Below are 21,862 nucleotides of genomic sequence, written 5' to 3'. Positions count from 1 at the left end.
GTCACGGCAGCGGCGGCGGCTTCGGTGTCGTCGCTGGAATCTCCTCACCGTCGTCCGGCGGCAACGACTCGCCGTAGAAGTGACGCATCAGCGCCTCATCCAGCGCGCGCTCCTCCGGCGTCGTGGCACGGCGCACACGCGCACGCTGCGCCACCGCACTGTTCGGCACCCCACGCTCGACCTGCTGCCGCGCCCAGCCGGCGAACGCGGCCAGGGTCTGCGACACCTGTGCCTGCTGCGCCTGCGATGCCGCCAACAGTTCCACCAACGGTGCCAGGCCAGCCTGCAGGTCGTCGGCCAGGACCGTCGTCGGCACACTGGCGGCTGCCGCGACCGGCACCGGCGCGGCGGCCGGACGTGTTTCAGAAAGACGATGCAGGGCCTCCAGCAACGCCGGCCACGGTGCCGGGTCGGCAACGGCAATCGCTTCCGGCGCCGGCGGTGGAAGCTGCAGGGCGGTGGCGATGTCGGCCAGCTGCGCGACCACGCGCCCGCCGACATCGCTGTCGTCGGCCCCCATGGCCTTGTTGCGCAGGAAGTCGCGCTTGATCTGCGTCCAGCGTTGCGCCTGCGTGTCGTCCAGCACGCCGCGCAGCTCGGCCAGCTTCAACAGGTTTTCTTCGGCGCCGGTGGTCAGCAGCTGTGCCTCGCCCAGGTAGTGGTCGGAGATCAACTGCTGCAGCTCGTCCTCGTTCATCACCGGCGAGATCTTCTCGGCCAGCTTGTTCATGTTGCGGTAGCTACCCTGCAGCCGGAACGGCGGCTCGGTGCGGTAGCGATCGTCCTGCGCGGCACTGGCGATGTACTGCTGGTTGACGCGGTAGACCACGTCGCGCACGCGCAGCATGCGCTGCAGGGTGGCGGTGATTTCGTTGATCTCCGCGCTGCTGTAGGCGTGGCTGAGGCCGTTGGTCGAGACCTCCTTGCCCATCGCCCGGTCGACCAGCGTGTACAGGTCAGCCATGTCGCGCGTAGCCAGCGGCGCCAGCACCGGGTTGGAAGTCAGGCTGTTCTCGATGTAGCTGAGGGTAAAGGCCGCCTCCATGCCACCGAGCACATCACCCAGGTTGTAGATGTCGGCACGGTTGGCCAGCATGTCCGGAATCTTGAACACCTCGCCAGACTCGGTGTACGGATTGCCGGCCATCACCACGCAGAATTTCTTGCCGCGCATGTCGTAGGTGCGGGTGCGACCGCGCCACACACCTTCGATACGGCGGGTGCCATCGCACAGCGAGATGAACTTCTGCAGGAACTCCGGATGGGTGTGCTGGATGTCGTCCACATACAGCATGGTGTTGTTGCCCATTTCCAGCGCCAGGTTGAGCTTCTCCAGCTCCTGCCGCGAGGTCGCGTCCGGTGCCTGGGCCGGGTCCAGCGACCGCACCTCGTGACCCAGCGCCGGGCCGTTGATCTTCATGAAGACCAGGCCCAGGCGGTGCGCCACGTATTCCATCAGCGTGGTCTTGCCGTAGCCGGGCGGCGAAATCATCATCAGCAGGCCCATCAGGTCGCTGCGCTTGTTCTCGCCGACCGTGCCCATCTGCTTGGCCAGGTTGTCACCGATCACGCCCAGGTAGACATCATTGATCAGCTTGTTGCGTACGAACGAGGACAGCGGCCGCGCCTTGAACTCGGAAAGCCGCAGGGTCTCGCGCTCGCGGCCGATGATGCCCTGGCGCAGCGCCTGGTAGGCATGGAACGCTGGCACGAAATGACGCAGGTGCTGCTTCAGGCGCGCCAGGAAATCATCCAGCGATACCACCAGCGTGCCGTTGCTGATGCGGGCGTGTTCACCCAGCAGGCCACTGACCTCCGCCTGCAGCGCGGCGTCGCTGGCACGGGTACGCAGCTGGCGCTGCACCAGCAGCAGTGCTGCAGCCTCGTCGACGTAGCCGGCATGCGGGGCATGCGCCGGCATCCGCGCCAGCGCCCGCAGCCACTGACCGGCCAGCGCCCAGCGCGTGGCCAGCGGATCCTGGCTGCGCTGCAGGGCGCGTTCGACCGCCTCGCGTTGCCCGGCCTGTTCCAGCTGCCGAGCCAGTGCCTCCAGCAGCGCTACCGCATGGCGGCTGCTGCTGAACACCGGTTCGCCGGCCGCCAGTTCCTCGCCCAGATAAGCGGCCGCGGCCTCTGCGGCATCGGCATCGAACGGCAACGCGTGGGATTGCGCATACGCCAGCAGTGCCTCGGCCATCTCCGCACGCAACGCCAGGCGCCCTTCGTCGGACCCCAGCAGGCGTGCCAGCGCTTCAGCACCCATCTGGCGGGCCGGCCATTGCGCCACCGCTTCGCGCCGCTGCTCGGCAGCCCAGAACAGCACCGCCAGCGCACGCACCCGCGGTGCATGGCGCAGGCTGCCGGCCGCCTGCTGCAAGGGCAGCAACGCACGCAGGATCAGCGCGGCATCATGGTCATGGATGCCGCGCTCGTAGCCTTCGCGGTAGCGCGGTTCGGCAAACGCACGCACGCGCTGGTCCAGTGCTTCGGGCGTGGCGACGTCGTGCTGCAGCGTGGCCAGGTCAAGCCCGTCGCTCCCCTCCTGCGCGGCCATCAACAGGCTGCCGGCAAGATACTCGCCGCGATACAGTGCAGGTGATTCGGAGTCCAGGGTGACCGGCCAGAACGGCTTCAGCGCATCCAGCTCCGGATCGTGCAGGGTCTCCAGGAAGTCGGTGCCGGTCAGATGGATCGCCAGCGTGTCACCACGCGGCAGCAGGGTCAGGTCCAGCGCCTGGGTGTTGACGCTGAAGCGATGGCGCGGCCCCAGCCGCACCACGTTGCCGCCCGCCTCGTACAGATCACTGCGGTCACGCAGCTGGCGCACCGCCTGGTCACGCACGCCCTTCAGGCGCGCTTCGATGTCGTCGGCCTTGACGTTGTCATGCAACGCGCGCAGGCGTTCGGCCAGCTCACGCAGCTTGAGGATCAGCGGATCGCCGGCAAAGAACGCATTGAGCTCATCGGCGGTGGCGAAGCGCTCGGTGCGCTTGGCCAGGCCATCGAGGATGCGGCTGGCCGCATCCAGCACCGAACGTGCCTTGCGCTGGCGGTCATCCAGCAGCGCCTGCTTGTGCGTTTCGAAGGCTTCAACCAGCTCTTCGCGCTTGCTCAGGATGTCGCCGAGGAACTGCTCGTGTTCGCCGAACTGGCTCTCCAGCTCCTCCAGCTGCACCAGCAGGCGCGACAGCTGCTCGTCGGCACGCTCCGGGTCCGTGGCCAGCGCCAGCGCGCTGGTGATCGACTGCGAGAACAGCGCGAACTGCGCGGCGAACTGCGCCACGGCCTCGGCTGAGCCGAGCGACCTGCGGCGCTGATCGGCACGCGCGCGGGCCTGGTTGAGGCGGCCGTACAGCACCGAAATGGACTCGACCACGCGGGTGCGGGCGGTGGCATCGTCCACCTTCAGGCCGGCCATCAGTTCAGACAGCATATCCAGATCGGCCGCCATCCCGCGCAGCCCCTCCAGCTGCTCATCCAGCTGGCGGGCACTCTGCGCCTGCTGCGCAGCTTCATCCAGCGCCTGCAGGCGCGTGGTCAGCGGCACCAGCGCGGCATCGCCGGCGAGGAAGTCACCCGTGGCGGCGCCGACATGATCCTGCGCCTCCACCAGCTCGGCCGTCATCGTCTCGATGCGCGCGGTGTCGATGTAGCGCAGCTCGCGGATGGTCAGCAGCCGTCCGCGCAATGCGGTGATCGCATTGAGGGCCTCGACGAAGGCCTGCACCTCGTTCCAGTTCTGCGGCTGCAGCCGGCCCAGCAGCGCCTTGTGCGCGGCCTCTGCCTCGACCATCGCCTGCGCCGACTGCTGACGGATCGACTGCACCTTCTCGTACTCGTCCAGCACCGATTCGCCGGTGGCGCTGATCTGCCGCAGCAGCGCCTCGGCGCCATCGCAGGCCGCGTCGCCCAACCAGTGGTGGGCATCGAACAGGCGCCGGGTGTCGGCCACCAGGCGCTGGTAGCGCTGCACCGACACGTCCTGGCCATCGATCTCGCGCGCCAGGTTGAACAGGTTGGAGATGCCCCGCACCAGTTCGGCGTTGCCGATGCGTCCCATGAAGGTGTTGCCGGGTGGCCGGCTTGCAGCAAACTCGTCACTGCTGAACGGGGTCTGCCAGACCTGCATCGGATGGATGCGGGTCGGTTCGCTGCCTTCGGCATGGAACAGCACCATGCGCCCGTCCTGCATCAAGGCGTAGCCATGGCCGAACACCGGGTTCTGCAGCACGCGCTGGATGGTGTTGTAGACGAACAGCGCCGAGCGCCCACCTTCGCGCTCATAGAAGATGTACAGCACGTCCTCACCATTCGGTGAACGGATGCTGCGCTTGAACTGCATGCCGGCCATCGAGGCGTCGAACGCCTTGTGCTCGCCGCCCTGCAGGTAATAGCCACCCGGGAAGATCACGCCGTGGTCTTCGGGCAGCTGCACGCAGGCCTGCACGATCGCATCGTTGCGCACGATGCCGCCGGTCAGCGTGTTGTAGATCAGCCCGCGCCACTCCGTCTCGCGGTACGGCAGCACCTTCAGCAGCACCAGCGAGCCGACCCGGGCGAATTCGAACTGGGCGTCGTCCAGCGACTGCGTGCTGTCCTCCACCGGTTCGCTGTAGATGCCCTGCCCGGTCTCGGTGTTGTTCTCGACCTTGATCGTGAGGTCGCCGCCGGTGGTCTCCACGAACAGGGTATCGAGGATGTTCAGGTGCGAATGGCGGCCATTGACCGCCAGGTCGCGGGTCGCCCGGGTCCATTCGAAGTCGAACGGCGGCGGCAGTGCGATATCGCGCTCACCGCGCGCATCCAGATAGGTCAGTTCCCCATCGCGCGACAGCGCCCAGCGGAACACGCGCACGTCGCTGCTGCGCTCACCGATCTGGAACGACGCCAGCAGCTTGTCCCCCACCACGATCAGCTGCAGCAGGCGCGCGTGCTTGTAGTAGGCGTACAGCTCGTTGAAGTCGTGCACGAAGCCGGGCTGGTCGAGGAAGCTGCCCTTCAGCTCCAGCGCCGCCACGTCGTAGCCGTCGCTGCCCTGCACCAGCCGGTACAGGCCGAACACGTCCTCGATGCGGGTCTGGGTCTTCAGCCCGATGAACACGTTGTAGCCGAACAGCAGGCGGTCCGGCCCGACCTGCACGATGTCACGGCCGACGCAGTTGTTTTCGCTGCGGATGCGGAAGCGCCCGACCACCTCCAGGCGGCTGTCGCCGAACTCGGCCAGGCGCTGGCGGTTGAGCGTTTCGGCCAGGCCCTGCAGGCGCTGGCCCTGCTCGGCCAGGCGGCGGCGCAGGACTTCATAGGCACCGCCCTGGGCAACGGCTTGGTCGACGGTAGTGCCGCCGGCCTCCGGTGCAGTGGATTCGGCGGACGGATGGGTATCAGACATCAGCAGGCTTCCGGCTCACGGGCGGACGGCCGCGGTTGCGGCCGGCGCGGGCGGGTGATGGCCGCAGCAGCCATCGCCCGATGCATCAACGGGCGCTGTCGACCACGGTGGCCGACACGGTCGGCACCGCTTCGGCATCCTCGGCGATCTGGCGCGGCGCCGGTTCGGCCACGGCCACGCCCAGGTAGCGCTGCATCAGCTCCTGCACGATCGGGCTCTTGCCGGCAAAGCCTTCGATCGACTTGCCCAGCGACACCGCCTTGACCAGGTTCTCGAACATGCCGCCGTCGCCACCGACCAGATCGATATCGGCGTTGCGCAGCGCGCTGGCGATGACGTTGGCGTTCTCGCGCGAGACTTCCTTGCCGGCTTCGATCGAGGCCAGCGCCTGCTTCAGGCTGTTGTCCAGCATCATGCGGAACTCTTCGTGGCCACGTGCCTGGTCGCTCAGCGAAGCGATCGCTTCGAACTTGCGCACCAGGCCTTCGGCCTCGGCCAGCAGCTTCTTCTGCACCACGCCGGCTTCGGCGTTGCCCAGCGATTCGGTGGCGGTGGCACGGGCCAGGCCCATCTTCTCCTCACCCTGCGCCTGCGCCTGCAGGGTCTCGGCCAGCACGCGGGCTTCGTTGCTGCCCTGCTTCAGGCTGGCTTCGGCCTTGGCTTCGATCACGCGGGCCTCGGCGATGCCGACCTTCTCGATGGCCAGTGCCGAAGCTTCACGCACCTGCGCTTCGGCCAGGCCCGGTGCGGCCTGCTCGGCGCGCAGCGCGTCGGCCAGCAGGCGCTTGGCTTCGGCCTGCTTGCCGGCTGCTTCGTGTTCGGCCTGGGCCAGCGTGGTCAGTTCCACTGCGCGGTGCTTGGAAGCGGTCTCGCGTGCCTGCGCTTCCTTTACCTCGCGCACCAGCGATTCCTGCGCCTTGGCCTCGGCTTCCAGGATCAGCACCTGCTTCTGGCGGTCGGCCTCGGAGACCTCGCGCACTTCCTTGATGCGCTCTTCCTCCTGCGCCACGGTCTTGTCGATGGAGATGCGTTCGCGGGTGATGTTGGCCACGTCCATCTTGCCCTGCTCGACCACCTTGTCGCGCTCCACGCCCTGCAGCTGCACTTCGCGGTCGGTGGTGACCTGCTCAAGCTGGCGTGCGCGCTCCACGCGCTCGGCCTCGATGGCCACGGCGCGCTGGCGGTTCTGCTCGGCCACTTCCACTTCGCGCAGGCGGTTCTGGTCGCGGATCTCGATCAGCTGCTGTGCTTCGATGCGGGCGTTCTCGGACAGCTGGCGCTGCTCTTCCTGCACCTTGGCGGTCTCGGCCTCCTCTCGCGCGCGGATGGTCTCGATCTCGCGCTTCTGGCGTGCTTCGGCTTCGGCCTGCTGGCGTTCCAGCGCCAGCAGCGCTTCACGCGCTTCCACGTTCTTCTTGGTGATGGCGAGCTTCTCGTTCTGCTCCAGCTCGTTGGTCACCACGTTCTGCGCGGCGGTCAGCTCGGTGATCTTGCGGATACCCTGCGCGTCAAGGATGTTGAACTGGTCCAGCAGCGCCTTCGGGGTCTGCTCCAGGTAATCGATCGCCACGTCTTCCAGCACATAGCCGTTGAGGTCGTTGCCGATCACCGCGATGATCTCGTCGCGGAACTCCTGGCGCTTCTCGAACAGTTCGGTGAAGTCGAACTTCTTGCCGACCGTCTTCAACGCTTCGGAGAACTTGGCGTTGAACAGCTCATCGACGGCATGCTTGTCCGACGCACGGTCGGCACCGATGGCCTTGGCCACGCGCAGCACGTCGGCCTGGGTCTCGTTCACCCGCAGGTAGAAGGCCACGGCGATGTCGGCACGCATGTTGTCGCGGCAGATCAGGCCTTCCTTGCCACGGCGGTCGATCTGCAGGGTGATCAGGCTGATCCGCATCAGCTCGGCGCGGTACAGCACCGGGATGATCAGCGCACCGGTGAAGTGCACCTTGGGCGTGGAGCTCATGTCGTTGACGATCAGGGCCACGCCCTGGTCGACCTTGCGGTAGAAGGCCTTGAACAGCCCGGCCACGCCCAGCAGCAGGACGAGCAGGCCGCCGGCGACGGCCAGGAACGGTAAGAGGGATGCCAACGTCATTGATGAGTCTCCTTGTTGCCCGGAAGCAGGTTGTCCTGGAAATCGAGGGCGATCGCATCGGCGCGGACCACCCGGTAATAGTGTTGTTCGGCCATGTGCTCAACCAGCACGATGCGCTCGCCACGCTGCAGTTCGATGTCGCTGCGGATCTGCAGCACCAGCCCGGCGCCGCCATCATCGACCGTGGCATGACCGCTGCGTGCGTCCACCTTCGGCGACGCGACCACGCCGGCCCGGCCGAGCAGCGATGCCTGCGGCACAGGCCGCAGGCGCAGCAGGAAGCGCCGGACCGGGCGCAGGATCAGCGCGATGAGCGGTACCGCTGGCAGCGGTGCCAGCACCGCCACGAGCGTACCCAGGCCCCAGCGCAGCAGGTCCGGCAGCGGCAGCAGTACGAACAGATGGATGAAATAGGTGATGAGCCAGCCGAACAGGCTCAGCAGGGTGACCACCACCATGATCGGGACGCCACCCAGGCCCCAGCGCGCCAGCATGGCCGACAGGCCACTGAGGTCGGTCCCCGCCTCGAGCGCGCCATCGGCGCCGAGATTGCCAAAACCGTCATCGACCAGGCCGAACGCCGCAACCGCCCAATACATCACCGACACCAACAGCAGAATGCTGTACGGCAGCGTCGGGTAACCGAGTACGACGGTGAGAAACTCCTGCATCGCTTGCCTTCCTGGGCTGTGGGCGGCGGCCACCCGTTCGGGGCGCGCCGCGCGCGTCCCGTCGATCCCCGCGCCAGTCCTCATGGCAGGCGCGCTTGGGACCATCCTATGTGAAGAATGCGTGCAGGCTCAAATCCAGGTCCAAATCACGGCAAATAGTGACGCCAATCACTCGAGAACCGTGCAATCGGCGCGGCGCACTTCCTCGACGAAGGTGCGCATCTTGTAGCCGTCCTTGATGCCCGGCTCCAGTTCGATGCCACTGGAGACATCCACGCCCCACGGCAGGGTACCCAGCACCGCGTCGTAGACGTTTTCCGGGTTCAGGCCGCCGGCCAGCAGGAACGGGCGATGCAGGCCGGTCGGGATCCGGCCCCAGTCAAAGGCCACGCCGGTGCCGCCACCGCCGCCCGGCGCGTGGCTGTCGAACAGGAAGCCGGCGGCGCTGGGATAGCGCAGCTGCAGGGTGCGGGCGTTGATCTCTTCACGGCCGCCCATGGCAATCGCCTTCAGGTACGGCATGTTGAAGCTGCGGCAGAAGCTCTCGTCTTCCTCGCCGTGGAACTGCAGCAGGGTCGGTCGTACCGTGCGCAGCACCTCGCGCACTTCTTCCTTGCTGTTGTTGCGGAACAGCGCCACCACGTCGACCATCGGCGCGATCGCCTGGCGCATCGCGCGTGCCTCGGCTGGAGCGACCCGGCGGCTGCTTTCACGGGCGAAGATGAAACCCACCGCGTCCACGCCCAGCTCACCGGCCAGGCGGACGTCGCCGGCCCGGGTCATGCCACAGAACTTGATGCGCGTGCGGTAGTAGGAGCGGCTCATAGCGTGACCTCGGCGGGCAGATGCCAGTTGTCGGGGTACAGGGGCCCAAGGAACACCAGGCCCTGCGGCGGTGCGGTGGGACCGGCTACGGTGCGATCGCGCCCGGCCAGCAGTTCGGCGATCCATTCCACCGGCTTCTCGCCACTGCCCACCAGGATCAGCGATCCGACGATATTGCGGACCATGTGATGAAGGAATGCATTGCCCTGCACGGCGACCTCGATCACCTCGCCCTGGCGGCTGACCTGCAGTGACTGCAGTTCACGCCGTGCATGCAGCGCCTGGCACTGCACCGAGCGGAACGCGCTGAAGTCGTTCTCGCCTAGCAGGGCCTGGCCGGCGGCATGCATCAGGCCCGCGTCCAGCGCACGGCGCTCCCAGCTGAGGGTCTGCCGCTGCAGCGCCGGCCGCACTTCGCGGTTGAGCAGGCGGTAACGGTAACGGCGTGCCCGCGCCGAGAAGCGGGCGTGGAAATCATCGGCCACGGGCACGCACCAGCGCACCGCGATCGAGCGCGGCAGGCGGGTGGTGGTGCCCAGCATCCAGGCGCGCGGATCGCGCACCACGTCGGTGTCGAAATGCACGACTTGGCACTGGCCGTGCACGCCGGCATCGGTGCGACCGGCACAGACCACCTGCAGCGGCGCATCGGCCACCGACGACAGGGCCTGCTCAAGGCTGGCCTGCACGCTGGGACCACCCTCGCCCAGGTTCTGCCAGCCCCTGAAATCGCTGCCGTCGTACTCGACGCCAAGCGCGTAACGCATGTGCTACCTCGATGTTGCGGGAGGGGCGGCGCTCAGGCCGGATCGCGTTCGGACCAGACCGCCAGTTCGTTGCCACCGGGCTCGACGAACTGGAAGCGGCTGCCACCGGGGAAAGAAAACACCGGCCGTACGATCTCACCGCCAGCGTCGCGCACCGCCGCCTCGATGGGCGCCAGCTGGTCGGCATACAGCACCAGCAGCGGCGCACCGCTGTCACTGGCTCGTTGCGGCTGGCCGCGGAAGAAGCCGCCCTGCAGGCGGCCATCGTCGAAGGCGGTGTAGTCGCTGCCATAGTCGACGAACGACCACCCGAACACCTTTTCGAAGAAGGCGCGGCTGTCGGCCGGGTCACTGGAGGCGAATTCAACGTAGTCGATACGGCGCTCGCGGCTCATGGCACGGTCCTTGTCGGCGGGTTCGGTCACGGCAGGCGGGCCAGCAGTTCGCGAGCCTGGGCCTGGCAGTGCAGGTCGCCGCCCTCGGCCACTTCCAGCAGCAACGTCCGTGCGGTCTGCGCATCGCCCAGGTCGAGGTAGGCGATGGCCAGTTCCAGGCGTTCCTGCCCGGCGCGCGGCGCCCAGCCGGCATCGCTGGCCGGCGCGGCAGTACCGTCTTCATGCGCGGCCGCGGCCAGCGCGTCGTGCGGCGCCGCGCTCGAATCCCCGCCGTCATGATGCTCGGCCGGCAGGTCGAACACGCCGCGGAACTGCGGCTGCTGTTCGGCGTGCAGCGCGTAGTCCGGTACTGCGATCTCGTCAGGGACCGCCTGTGCGGGCGGCTCATCCTGCACGGGGGTGTCCTGCATGGCCACCGGCTCGTCCCAGCGCGGCAGGTCGGTCACGGCCCCGGGCAGCTCCACCACTTCGTCATCGCGCAGCGTCTGCGCCTGCCAGTCAGTCTGGGCGGCGACGTCGGCGACCGCTTCGGCAGCCACGTCACCCTGCACCTCGGCTTCGGTCGCCCAGGCAGGCATCGCCGGTTCCTGGCGGCCACTGTCGGACACCGCCGTCGACCACGAAGACTGCTCGGCCAGCGTATCCAGCGCCGCGCCGGCCGGTACCGCAGCGGCCAGGCCGGCGGCGTCGCCTTCCTCGCGCAGCGGCGGCAGTGGCGACGGCTTGCGACGACGCAGCAGCCAGGCCGCGCCGGCCGCCAGCAACAGCACCGGCAGACCCAGCCAGTACCACGGCGTTGCCGCATCGCGGGCATCCGGTGCCTGCGCCAGGCGCTGCTGCGCCGCGGCCAGGTCGTTGTCCTTCATCGCGATCAGCGACTGCTGCTGTTCCTTGAGTTTTTCCAGGTCGGCCACCCGCTGCTTCAGCTCGCCGATCTCGGCATCGCGGGTCGCGATGTCCTCGCGTGCCTGGCGCAGTTGTTCGTTGCCCAGCATGTCACCCTCGCTGCCGGCTGCAGTGCCGGTGGTTGTGCCCGCGTGCGCGGCGTCGGAGGCCAGCGCCGGAGCGATTTCAAGTCGTGCCCCAGTGGCCGCAGCCGGGGAAGAAGCGTTCGTGGTTCCCGCCGTGGCGACCGGGGCGACAGTACCCGCCGGTTGCGGCACGGTGCGCGCCTGACGCCACTGTGCGGCATGCTCGCGCACCAGCGCGGCGGCCTCGGCGGCATCGACCGCCGCCAGTGCATCGCTGCCGGGCATGCGCAGCACGGCGCCCTGCCTGAGCAGGTTGACGTTGCCACGGATGAAGGCCTCCGGGTTGGCCCGCAGCAGCGCAATCATTGCGCGGTCGCGGCTGACCTGGTTGCCGCGGGCCACCACGCTGGCGATCTGCGACAAGGTCTGCCCACGCTGGACGGTAACGCTGCCATCGGCTGCCGGTGCGGCAGCGGGTGCAGCCACTGCACGCGGGCGAGCCGGTGCGGGTGCCGGCGTGGTGGCGGTGGACGGCGCAGGCGCGCTCACGCTCTCCGCGGCGGCGGGCGCCGGGGCGGCCTCACGGGCGATGGTGTTGGAGAGCGTACCTGCGGGTGCAACGATTTCCGGCTCGGCCACGGCCAGTGCGCTGGACGGTGCATCGACCAGCGCCGAGTACTCGCGCACCAGGCGGCCCTGGCCCCAGTCCGCCTCGATCAGGAAGCTCAGCGACGGGGTCTCGACCGGCGTCTGCGAGGTCACCCGCACCACTGCCCTGCCCTGCGCATTGCGGGTCAGTTCGAACTGCAGTTCGCCGACCAGCCCGGTCGGCCGCTGCAGGCCGACGCGCTCGAAGGTGACCGGTGAGGCCAACGCGACACGCAGGTTCTCCAGCTCGGACGGATCGGCCGAGACCACCGGGATTTCGGCCAGCAGGGGCTGGCCCGGCTTGGACAGGACACGGATGTCGCCCAAGCCCAGGGCAAGCGCCGAACTGCTGGCCAGGGCCAGCAGCGCGGTGGAAAGATGGAGGAGGGGGCGCTTTGCGCCCCTGGCCCGTTTATTCATGGCGACACTATAAAGCGTGCGGACCGCGGTCCGCACCCACCGATGGGAACCTTCGGTAGTGCCGGCCGCTGGCCGGCAGACACGCACGTGCCATCACGGCAATGCCGGCCAGCGGCCGGCACTACCGGTGAGGCAACCGCTGTGATCAGCGCTGCTCGGCGGCGACCAGCTCGGCCAGCTGCACGGCATTCAGGGCGGCGCCCTTGCGCACGTTGTCCGATACGATCCACAGGTTCAGGCCGCGCGGGTGCGACAGGTCCTCACGGATGCGGCCGACGTACACCGCGTCGGTGCCCGAGGCGTGGGTGACCGGGGTCGGGTAGCCACCGGCCTCGTGACGGTCCACCACTTCGATGCCCGGCGACTGCTCCAGCAGCGCACGTGCTTCGGCCACGGTGACCTTGTCGCGGGTTTCGATCGCCACCGACTCGGAATGGCCGTAGAACACCGGCACGCGCACTGCGGTCGGGTTCACCAGGATGCTGTCGTCGCCGAGGATCTTGCGGGTCTCCCAGATCAGCTTCATTTCTTCCTTGGTGAAGCCGTTGTCCTGGAAGTCGTCGATGTGCGGGATCAGGTTGAAGGCGATCTGCACCGGGAAGCGCTGCGGATCGATCTCCTGGAAGCTCAGCAGCTGGCCGGTCTGCTTGCCCAGCTCCTCGGTGGCCGAACGACCACCGCCGGACACCGACTGGTAGGTGGAGACGTTGATGCGCTCGATGCCGTACTTGCGGTGCAGCGGCGCCAGCGCCACCAGCATCTGCATGGTCGAGCAGTTCGGATTGGCGATGATGCCGCGCGGACGGTTGGCGACCTGTTCCGGGTTGACTTCGGACACCACCAGCGGCACGTCATCGTCGTAACGGAAGGCCGAGGAGTTGTCGATCACCACCGCACCTGCGGCGGCGAACTTCGGTGCGTATTCCTTGGACACGCTGCCACCGGCCGAGAACAGCGCGATCTCGACGCCGGCCGGATCGAAGGTGGCCAGGTCCTGGACCGTGACCTTCTGGCCGTTGAACTCGATCTCGCCACCGGCCGAACGCTCGGAGGCCAGGACGCTCAGGGTACCGACCGGGAAATCACGCTCGGCCAGGATCGACAACATGGTCTCGCCGACGGCGCCGGTGGCACCGACGACGGCGACGTGGAAACTGCGCTGTGCATTGCTCATGGGGGAACTCTCACGAAAACGGGAATGGGGAAAAACACGCACGACAGCTGGGTTCGGGGAACCTCCTCAAGCGGGGCGCGCGGAGGTTCCCTATCGTTTCCCGGTTTTTTTGCCCAGCGTCACGCGCGCGGCCATCGCCGCGTCAGCGTTGATCGCGCTCGGCATCCGCGACGGGCCGCCGTCCAGGCCGAGCCCGGCAAGCAGATTACCCACGGCCAGCTGTACCATCGCCGTGCGCGTGGCCAGCGAGGCGCTGCCGATATGCGGAGTGAGCACGACGTTGCGCAGCGCCAGCAGTTCCGGGCGTACCGTTGGCTCGCCTTCGTACACATCCAGACCCGCCGCAGCCAGGCGACCGTTGGCCAGCGCATCGGCCAGCGCGATCTCATCGACCAGGCCACCGCGGGCGATATTCACCAGCGTCGCCGACGGCTTCATCTTCGCCAGTGCGGCGGCATCGATCAGATGATGCGAGGCCGGCGTGTACGGCAGCACCAGCAGCAGGTGGTCGGACTGTGCCAGCAGCGTATCCAGGTCCACATAGGTCGCGCCCACTTCCGCCTCGGTCGCCGCCGGCAGCTGCGACCGGTTGTGGTACAGCACCTTCATGCCGAAACCGTGCGCGCCGCGACGGGCGATGCCCTGGCCGATGCGGCCCATGCCAAGGATGCCCAGCGTGCTGCCGTGGATATCGGCACCGAGCATGGTCTGGAACGACCACTGCTGCCACTGCCCTTCGCGCAGCCAGCGCTCGGACTCGGTGATGCGGCGCGCGGTGGCCATCAGCAGGGCGAAACCGAGATCGGCGGTGGTTTCGGTCAGGACGTCCGGTGTGTTGCTGGCCAGGATGCCGGCCGCGCTGAGCGCGTCGACGTCCAGGTTGTTGTAGCCCACCCCGACATTGGCGATCACCTGCAGCTGCGCGGCGCCGGCCACCTGGGCCGCGCCGATGCGCTCGTTGAGCGTGATGATCGCGCCGTCGGCGCTGGCCAGTTGTCCGGCGATCTGGTCCGGCGCCCAAGCGGTGACGGTGTCGGTGCAGCGCAGCTGCACGCGATCGCGCAGCGGCGCGATGGCCGCGTCGATCAGCGGCTGGCTCACCCACACGGTCGGCCGCGTGTCAGCCATCGATCTGCCCGGGAATGCGCGGGGTGATCGTGCCGACATCGCCGCACTGCGCGCGGTGGCGCAGCGCCTGGTCCATCAGCACCATCGCTACCATCGCCTCGGCGATCGGGGTGGCGCGGATGCCGACGCAGGGGTCGTGGCGGCCGGTGGTGACCACCTCGACCACGTTGCCGGACGTATCCAGCGACGGGCCCGGCAGGCGCAGGCTGGAGGTCGGCTTCAACGCGATCGAGGCGACCACCGGCTGGCCGGTGGAAATGCCACCGAGGATGCCACCCGCGTGATTGCTGGCGAAGCCCTGCGGGGTCAGCAGGTCGCGGTGTTCGGTGCCCTTCTGCGCGGCGCTGGCGAAACCGTCGCCGATCTCCACGCCCTTCACCGCGTTGATGCTCATCAGCGCGGCAGCCAGTTCACCGTCGAGTTTGCCGTAGATCGGCTCACCCCAGCCCGGCGGCACATTGTCGGCGACCACGTCCACGCGCGCGCCGACCGAATCTCCGGACTTGCGCAGCGCGTCCATGTACGCCTCCAGTTCGGGCACCTGTGCAGCGTGCGGCCAGAAGAACGGGTTGTCTTCCACCGCCGACCAGTCGAAACCGGCCGGGGTGATGTCGCCCAGCTGCGACAGGTAGCCACGCACGGTGACGCCGAAGCGCTCGGCCAGCCACTTCTTGGCGACCACGCCAGCGGCCACGCGCATGGTGGTCTCGCGTGCCGAGGAACGGCCGCCACCGCGCGGGTCGCGGATGCCGTACTTGTGCCAGTAGCTGTAGTCGGCATGGCCCGGCCGGAACTGCTGGCCGATGTTGGCGTAATCCTTGCTGCGCTGGTCGGTGTTGCGGATCAGCAGCGCGATCGGAGTGCCGGTGGTCAGGCCCTCGTACACGCCGGACAGGATCTCGACCTCGTCGGCCTCGCGCCGCGCCGAAGTATGCCGGCTCTTGCCGGTGGCGCGGCGCTGCAGGTCGTGGGCGAATTCGGCCGCGTCCAGCGCCAGCCCCGGCGGGCAGCCATCGATCACGCAGCCGATGGCCGGCCCGTGCGACTCGCCGAACGTGGTGACGGTGAACAGCTTGCCGAACGAATTGGAGCTCACGGGCGCTGCGCCGCCAGTTCGGTGATGCGTGCGCTGTGGGCGATCAGCTCGCGGCATTCAACCGCGAAGATACCCATCTGGCCGACCTTGAATTCGATCCAGGCGAAATCGACTTCCGGCAGCAGCTTGACCAGATGCTGCTCGGATTCGCCCACTTCACAGATCAGCAGGCCGTCCTCGCTCAGGTGCAGCGGGGCATCGCGCAGGATCTTCAGCACCAGGTCCAGGCCGTCGTCGCCGGCACGCAGGCCCATCTCCGGCTCGTAGGAGTATTCCTGCGGCAGGGCATCGGTCTCGTCGTTGGTGACGTATGGCGGATTGGTGACGATCAGGTCGTAGTGGCGGCCGGACAGGCCGTTGAACAGGTCCGACTTGATCAGGGTGACGTTGTGCGCCTGCAGGCGCTCCTTGTTTTCTTCGGCCAGCGACAGTGCATCGTCGCTCAGGTCGACGCCGTCCACCTGCCAGTTCGGGTAGTAGTGGCCCATGGCGATGGCGATGCAGCCCGAACCGGTGCACAGGTCCAGTGCACGGTACACGTCGCGGCCGGCCAGCCACGGCTCGAAGCCGCATTCGATCAGTTCGGCGATCGGCGAGCGCGGTACCAGGGCGCGCTTGTCGCTCTTGAAGCTCAATCCTGCAAACCAGGCCTCACCGGTCAGGTAGGCGGCCGGGATGCGTTCATCGATGCGGCGCTGGAACAGCTCCAGCACGCGCAGCTTTTCGGCCTGCAGCAGGCGCGCCTGGCCGTAGGCCGGGCCGAGGTCGTGCGGCAGGTGCAGGCTGTGCAGCACCAGCTGGGTGGCCTCGTCCAGCGCGTTGTCGTAGCTGTGCCCGAAGGTCAGCCCGGCTTCGTTGAAACGGCTGGTGCCGTAGCGGATCAGATCGATGATCGTGTGGAGTTCGGCGGCCGTTTCAGCGGTCATGGCGGTACTGCGGGCAAAGTGGCCCCCGATTATAGGGGCTGGCGCCCGTGGCGGCATCCGTTGCGGCGGAAACGATTCGGGCCACAGCCGGTATGATGGGGCCCACTTCGCGCGGGAGCCCCCATGTTCAATCGCAACGCCGGCATCATCCTGCTGATCGCCCTGGCGGCGGGTCTCGGCCTGCTGGCCGCCCAGCAGGTGTTCGCGCCGAAGCCGCCGGCCAATGCCCCGGCCACCGAAGCGATCACGCTGTACCCGCAGCCGCGCGAACTGCCCGACTTCAACCTGGCCCAGTCCGACGGCACCCGCCTGATCCCGGGCGAACTGAAGGGCCACTGGACCCTGGTGTTCCTGGGCTTCACCTTCTGCCCCGACGTCTGCCCGACCACGCTGGCCGCGCTGGCCGGCGCGCAGAACCAGTGGGAAGCCCTGCCCGACAGCCTGCGCCCACGCGTGCTGTTCATCTCGGTCGACCCCGACCGCGACAGCGCCACCCGCCTGGGCGAGTACGTGCACGGCTTCCACAAGGACACCCTGGCCGCCACCGCTGACGCTCCCTCGCTGGAGCGCTTCGCCACCTCGTTGGGCTTCGTGTTCCAGAAGGTGCCGGGCAAGCATTTCGACGAGAACCCCGAGGATTACACCGTCGAGCATTCGGCCAGCCTGGCCGTGCTCGACCCGCAGGGCCGCCTCGCCGGCCTGGTACGCCCCCCGTTCAACGCGCCGGCGATCGCCCGCGACCTGCAGAAGCTGACCGAGAAAACCGCCCCATGAGCCTCACCACCGCCCTGACGTATGCCCTGCCCCACCGCCTGCTGTCCTCGATGGCGCGTTCGCTGGCGTACTCGGACGATCCGCGCGTGTCGCGCTGGCTGATCGACACGGTCACCCGCAAGTTCAACGTCAACCTGGACGAAGCGGCCAACCCGGACCCGCGCAGCTATTCGACCTTCAACCAGTTCTTCACCCGTGCGCTGAAGCCGGGCGCACGCGTGGCCGATGCCGATCCGCGCAGCCTGGTGATGCCGGCCGACGGCCGCATCAGCCAGCTCGGCAGGATCGAGGCCGGCCGCATTTTCCAGGCCAAGGGCCAGTCATTCACCGCTGCCGAACTGCTGGGCAGTGACGAGGACGCCAAGCCATACAACGATGGCCTCTACGCCACGGTGTACCTGTCGCCGCGCGATTACCACCGCGTGCACATGCCGTGGACCGGCACCCTGCGTGAGACCGTGCACGTGCCGGGGCGCCTGTTCAGCGTTGGTCCGGCGGCAGTGAACGGCGTACCGCGCCTGTTCGCCCGCAACGAGCGCCTGGTCTGCCACTTCGACACCAGCTTCGGCCCGATGGTCAGCGTGATGGTCGGTGCACTGCTGGTGTCCGGCGTGGAAACCGTGTGGAGCGGCGAGGAGATTCCGCACTACGGCGACCGCATCACCCGCAAGGACTACCGCGGCCAGGGCATCAGGCTGGAGCGTTTCGCCGAGATGGCACGCTTCAACTACGGCTCGACCGTGATCGTGCTGCTGCCGCCGGGCGTGGCCGAATTCGCCCCGCAGCTGGGCGCCGAAAGCCCGGTACAGCTGGGCCAGGCCCTGGCGAAGCTGCGCTGATAAAAAGGGGACGGAGGGGATTAAGTCGTTTATGCATAAACGACTTAATCCCCTCCGTCCCCTTTTCCACAACGGGATGCCGGCCAGCGGCCGGCACTACCGGTACGCGCGTTACTGCAGGGCCGGGGCCGGGCCGACGTCCATGCCGTCGTAGTCTTCCACGCCCTTCTCCGCGGCCAGCGCTGCGAATTCCTGGTTGCGACGGTCCAGCGAGGCTTCGTCGTGGATCTCCACGCGCTCCACATGCAGCACGTGGAACGGCGCGTCACCCTCTTCCGGATCTTGTTCGAACAGTTCCACGAAGGTGTAGCCCTGCGCCTGCAGGTGCTCTGCCAGTGCCTGCAACGGCTCAGCAGTGGAGTGCACGAAGAAGTACCCCCACAGCAGCGGGCCGTTGATGTCCCAGTCGGTGTTTTCGCGGAGGTTGGCGAACAGGTTGCGGGTGTCTTCGAGATCCATGCGGGTTCCAGGGGTCGGGGGAATTACTTGTCGCAGCCCTGCAGCTTCAGCGTCTGACCGTGACGCAGGCTGTAGGCCGGGGCCTTCAGGCCGTTGGCGCGGGCCAGGGTCGGCACGTCGCACTGGAACTTCGCCGCGATGGCGCCCAGGGTCTCGCCCTTGCCCACCTTGTGGCTGCGCACCGGCTTCGGGCGCGCGGCCGGCGCCGGGCGAGGCGTCGCCACCGCCGCCACCGGCGTGGTCGGCACACTGGTGGAGGCCGCAGCGTCGGCCACCGGCACCACGCCGCCCACGGCGACGCTGCCGGTGTAGCTGGCCGCGGTCGGGCGCTTGATCGCCGCGTTCAGATCGGCGGTGATCAGGGTGCGGGCCAGGTCGGCACGCGGGCCACTGACGCAGTTGCGCTGGTACAGCCCGGCGATGCGGGTGGTGGCGTTGATCAGGGTGCCGGCCGGAATCCAGCCATCGGCTTCATAGCGCGGGTTGAGGTTGCGCAGCGCGCGCATGTAGCCATCACGGGTGCCGTGGCTGCCCAGGCAGATGGTCAGTTCATAGATGGTGGTGGACTTGGCCAGGCGCAGCGTGGCCGGCTGCGCGCTGATCTTCGGGAACTCCACGCCGTACTGCTGCGGGTGCAGGAAGATCCAGGCCGCGGCAATCACCATCGGCACATAGTCCTTGGTCTCGCCCGGGAACTGGTTGTAGACACTGTCGGTCCAGAAGCTCTGGCCGGCGCTCTGCTTGAACACGCGTGCGGCACGGCCTTCGCCACCGTTGTAGGCGGCCACCGACATTTCCACGTTGTTGTTCAGTTCGCGCAGGCGTTCGTTGAGGTAGCTGGCGCTGGCTTCAGCGGCGCTGCGCGCATCGAAGCGCGTGTCGAAGCCGGTGCCATCCGGGCCGAGGCCGAAGCGGCGGCCGGTGGCCGGCATGAACTGCATCAGGCCGGCGGCGCCGGCACGCGAGGAGGCGTGCACGCGGCCGTTGGATTCCTTGGCCATGATGCCGAACAGCAGCGCCTCGGGCAGGCCACGCTTCTCCCACTCCGGCCACATCACCGCGCGCAGGTTCTGGTAGTTCTCGTAGCTGGTCAGCAGCGCAGGACGCATGTCGGTCAGCCAGCGACGGATGCCGGCCTGCACCGCCGGGTTGTACTCGACCATGCTGTCGAAGGCGTGCCGCTTGTCGTTCAGCAGCGCGGCAGCGCGCGCGGCCTCGGGCACATCCGCGGTCAGCGGGCCGATGTGATCCGGGTCGGCTTCCAGGCGGTCACCCCCCTCGTCGGCCACGTCATCGCTGGCAGCGGCATCGGCGTCGTGCTTGAGCAGGCGCTTGTAGCTGGCCAGCAGGGTGCCCATCTGGCAGCCCTTCTGCTTCACGCAGTCGTTGAGGACATCTTCCATGTCCTCCAGCGCGGCGTCGGCCTCGTTGCTGCCCTTGGGGTCGGCATTGGCGACCAGCAGCAGGGCGTCGCTGTAGCGCTTTTCGGCGACGGTCATGCGCTGCTGCAGCGCATCCACCTTCACCTTGTCCCGGGCCGAAACCCGCTGCGCATGGGCGTCGGGCGCCAGGGAAACCAGGCCGGCCAAGGCCAGCAGCGGCCAACCGCGGGAAATCAGGACAGGAACGGGCATTGATGGCACTGTGTGCGAAACAGGCAGGCAGAGTAGCGGCGCCGCCAAGGTCCGGGCAAGCCGACCTTCGGACCGTCACTGCCGGCGGTTAACATTGGGCTATTCATCACAAGGGCTGGACCATGGATCCGATTCTGCTCGGCAAAGGCATTACCGACGATATTGCCGTCACCCTGCTGCCGAAACTCGGCAACCGCCACGGCCTGGTGGCCGGCGCCACCGGTACCGGCAAGACTGTGACCCTGATGACGCTGGCCGAGGGCTTCTCGCGACTGGGCGTGCCGGTGTTCCTGGCCGATGTGAAGGGCGATGTCTCCGGCCTGGCCGTGCCCGGCAGCGGCGCCGAGAACCTGCTCCAGCGTGCCGCCGAGATCGGCGTGGCCGACTATGCGCCGGCCGCCAGCCCCACCCTCTTCTGGGACCTGTACGGCAAGCTGGGCCACCCGGTGCGCACCACCGTCAGCGAAATGGGCCCGACCCTGCTGGCGCGCATCCTCGAGTTGAACGACACCCAGTCCGGCGTGCTCGACATCGTGTTCAAGCTGGCCGACGACCGCGGCCTGTTGCTGCTGGACATGGACGACCTGCGCGCCCTGCTCGGCCTCGTCGCCGAGGAGCGCAAGGACATCTCCACCGAGTACGGCCTGGTCAGCGCGCAGTCGATCGCCGCGATCCAGCGTTCGGTGCTGCGCCTGGCGCAGGACGGTGGCGAGCACTTCTTCGGCGAACCTGCGCTGGAGCTGGCCGACATCATGCGGGTCAACCACGACGGCCGCGGCATGATCGGCATCCTCGCCGCCGACCAGCTGGTACTCAAGCCCAAGCTGTACTCCACCTTCCTGCTGTGGCTGCTGTCGGAGCTGTTCGAGCAGCTGCCGGAAGTGGGCGACCTGGACAAGCCGAAGCTGGTCTTCATCTTCGACGAGGCACACCTGCTGTTCGACGATGCGCCGCCATCGCTGGTGCAGCGCATCGAGCAGGTGGTGCGCCTGATCCGCTCCAAGGGCGTGGGCGTGTATTTCTGCTCGCAGTTCCCCGACGACGTGCCAGGCAACATCCTCGGCCAGCTCGGCAACCGCGTGCAGCACGCACTGCGCGCGTTCACCCCGCGCGACCAGAAGGCGGTGAAGACCGCGGCCGAAACCTTCGTGCCGAACCCGAAGCTGGACGTGGCCAAGGTACTGAGCCACCTCGGCACTGGTGAGGCCCTGGTCTCCACGCTGCAGGACAAGGGCATCCCGATGCCGGTGCAGCAGACCATGATCGCGCCGCCACGCTGCCGGATGGGGCCGATCACCGAAGCCGAGCGCGCCCAGGTGCGTGCCGGCAGCCCGGTCGGCAGTCGCTACGACACCGCGATCAACCGCGAATCGGCCGCCGAACTGCTGGCCCAGCGTGCACAGAAGACTGTCGAACAGGCGCAGGCGCCGGCCGCGCGCAGCCGCGAACAGGACGAAGCGCAGGAAGGCGGTTTCGGCCAGGCGATCAAGGATGCGATCTTCGGCACCAAGCGCCGCCAGGGCATGATCGAGACGATGGCCAAGCAGACCACGCGCACCGTCGGCACCAAGCTGGGCAACCAGATCGTGCGCGGCATCCTGGGTGGCATCTTCGGCGGAAAGCGTTGATCTGCCACGGCCGG

16 protein-coding genes are annotated in these 21,862 nt (G+C 67.9%); 3 read left to right on the top strand and 13 right to left on the bottom strand.

Annotated elements, in window-relative coordinates; all coding sequences use genetic code 11:
- Window position 1: 1 nt before the first annotated feature.
- The 11 genes from J3A72_RS09190 to prmB form a co-directional block, all read right to left on the bottom strand.
- Entirely contained in the window at window positions 2-5,389 is a 5,388-nt protein-coding gene (locus J3A72_RS09190) for a DNA repair ATPase (protein ID WP_075076291.1), read from the bottom strand.
- 85 nt (window positions 5,390-5,474) lie between these two features.
- Window positions 5,475-7,493 carry a hypothetical protein gene (locus J3A72_RS09185; protein ID WP_014647885.1) on the bottom strand — a complete coding sequence of 673 codons (2,019 nt, stop codon included), beginning with the start codon at window positions 7,491-7,493 and terminating at the stop codon, window positions 5,475-5,477.
- Entirely contained in the window at window positions 7,490-8,164 is a 675-nt protein-coding gene (locus tag J3A72_RS09180; RefSeq protein ID WP_014647886.1) for a hypothetical protein, read from the bottom strand. The genes J3A72_RS09185 and J3A72_RS09180 overlap by 4 nt, the downstream gene beginning before the upstream one ends.
- A 168-nt stretch (window positions 8,165-8,332) precedes the next feature.
- Window positions 8,333-8,989, bottom strand: a complete 657-nt coding sequence (locus J3A72_RS09175; RefSeq protein WP_014647887.1) for a phosphoribosylanthranilate isomerase — start codon at window positions 8,987-8,989, stop codon at window positions 8,333-8,335.
- Window positions 8,986-9,756 carry a tRNA pseudouridine(38-40) synthase TruA gene (gene truA, locus J3A72_RS09170; RefSeq protein WP_014647888.1) on the bottom strand — a complete coding sequence of 257 codons (771 nt, stop codon included), beginning with the start codon at window positions 9,754-9,756 and terminating at the stop codon, window positions 8,986-8,988. The genes J3A72_RS09175 and truA overlap by 4 nt, the downstream gene beginning before the upstream one ends.
- A 32-nt stretch (window positions 9,757-9,788) precedes the next feature.
- The gene (locus tag J3A72_RS09165) at window positions 9,789-10,151 is read right to left on the bottom strand and encodes a VOC family protein (protein ID WP_014647889.1); all 363 of its coding nucleotides are present in this window, start codon (window positions 10,149-10,151) and stop codon (window positions 9,789-9,791) included.
- Window positions 10,152-10,177: 26 nt separating this feature from the next.
- On the bottom strand, window positions 10,178-12,190 hold the full coding sequence (locus J3A72_RS09160) for a FimV/HubP family polar landmark protein (RefSeq protein WP_075076290.1): 2,013 nt from the start codon (window positions 12,188-12,190) through the stop codon (window positions 10,178-10,180).
- Window positions 12,191-12,335: 145 nt separating this feature from the next.
- Window positions 12,336-13,364, bottom strand: a complete 1,029-nt coding sequence (locus J3A72_RS09155) for an aspartate-semialdehyde dehydrogenase (protein WP_014647891.1) — start codon at window positions 13,362-13,364, stop codon at window positions 12,336-12,338.
- A gap of 90 nt (window positions 13,365-13,454) precedes the next feature.
- A complete protein-coding gene (locus tag J3A72_RS09150; RefSeq protein ID WP_075076289.1) occupies window positions 13,455-14,492 on the bottom strand; it encodes a D-glycerate dehydrogenase in 1,038 nt (345 codons plus the stop codon).
- Window positions 14,485-15,588, bottom strand: coding sequence for a chorismate synthase (gene aroC / locus J3A72_RS09145; protein ID WP_014647893.1), 1,104 nt, complete (start codon window positions 15,586-15,588; stop codon window positions 14,485-14,487). Before aroC ends, J3A72_RS09150 begins: the two co-directional genes overlap by 8 nt.
- On the bottom strand, window positions 15,585-16,514 hold the full coding sequence (gene prmB / locus J3A72_RS09140) for a 50S ribosomal protein L3 N(5)-glutamine methyltransferase (RefSeq protein ID WP_014647894.1): 930 nt from the start codon (window positions 16,512-16,514) through the stop codon (window positions 15,585-15,587). Before prmB ends, aroC begins: the two co-directional genes overlap by 4 nt.
- A 123-nt stretch (window positions 16,515-16,637) precedes the next feature.
- On the opposite strand from prmB, the gene J3A72_RS09135 reads away from it, so the two are divergent.
- Together J3A72_RS09135 and asd are read left to right on the top strand one after the other, a co-directional pair.
- The gene (locus tag J3A72_RS09135) at window positions 16,638-17,288 is read left to right on the top strand and encodes an SCO family protein (protein WP_075076288.1); all 651 of its coding nucleotides are present in this window, start codon (window positions 16,638-16,640) and stop codon (window positions 17,286-17,288) included.
- Complete coding sequence (asd, locus tag J3A72_RS09130) at window positions 17,285-18,127, top strand: archaetidylserine decarboxylase (protein ID WP_075076287.1); 843 nt, start codon at window positions 17,285-17,287, stop codon at window positions 18,125-18,127. Before J3A72_RS09135 ends, asd begins: the two co-directional genes overlap by 4 nt.
- Before the next feature lie 111 nt (window positions 18,128-18,238).
- On the opposite strand, the gene J3A72_RS09125 is transcribed toward asd, so the two are convergent.
- Together J3A72_RS09125 and J3A72_RS09120 are read right to left on the bottom strand one after the other, a co-directional pair.
- The gene (locus tag J3A72_RS09125; protein WP_046431838.1) at window positions 18,239-18,586 is read right to left on the bottom strand and encodes a ribonuclease E inhibitor RraB; all 348 of its coding nucleotides are present in this window, start codon (window positions 18,584-18,586) and stop codon (window positions 18,239-18,241) included.
- A 23-nt stretch (window positions 18,587-18,609) separates the two neighbouring features.
- Entirely contained in the window at window positions 18,610-20,220 is a 1,611-nt protein-coding gene (locus J3A72_RS09120; RefSeq protein ID WP_014647898.1) for a transglycosylase SLT domain-containing protein, read from the bottom strand.
- 122 nt (window positions 20,221-20,342) lie between these two features.
- Between J3A72_RS09120 and J3A72_RS09115 the strand changes: the two genes are divergently transcribed.
- The gene (locus tag J3A72_RS09115) at window positions 20,343-21,848 is read left to right on the top strand and encodes a helicase HerA-like domain-containing protein (RefSeq protein WP_075075887.1); all 1,506 of its coding nucleotides are present in this window, start codon (window positions 20,343-20,345) and stop codon (window positions 21,846-21,848) included.
- Window positions 21,849-21,862: the final 14 nt, after the last annotated feature.

The organism is Stenotrophomonas sp. PvP093, assembly GCF_017876915.1.
GTDB lineage: Bacteria > Pseudomonadota > Gammaproteobacteria > Xanthomonadales > Xanthomonadaceae > Stenotrophomonas > Stenotrophomonas muris.
Note: the sequence above shows the minus strand (reverse complement) of the source record. Positions and strands in the feature narration are given on the sequence as shown.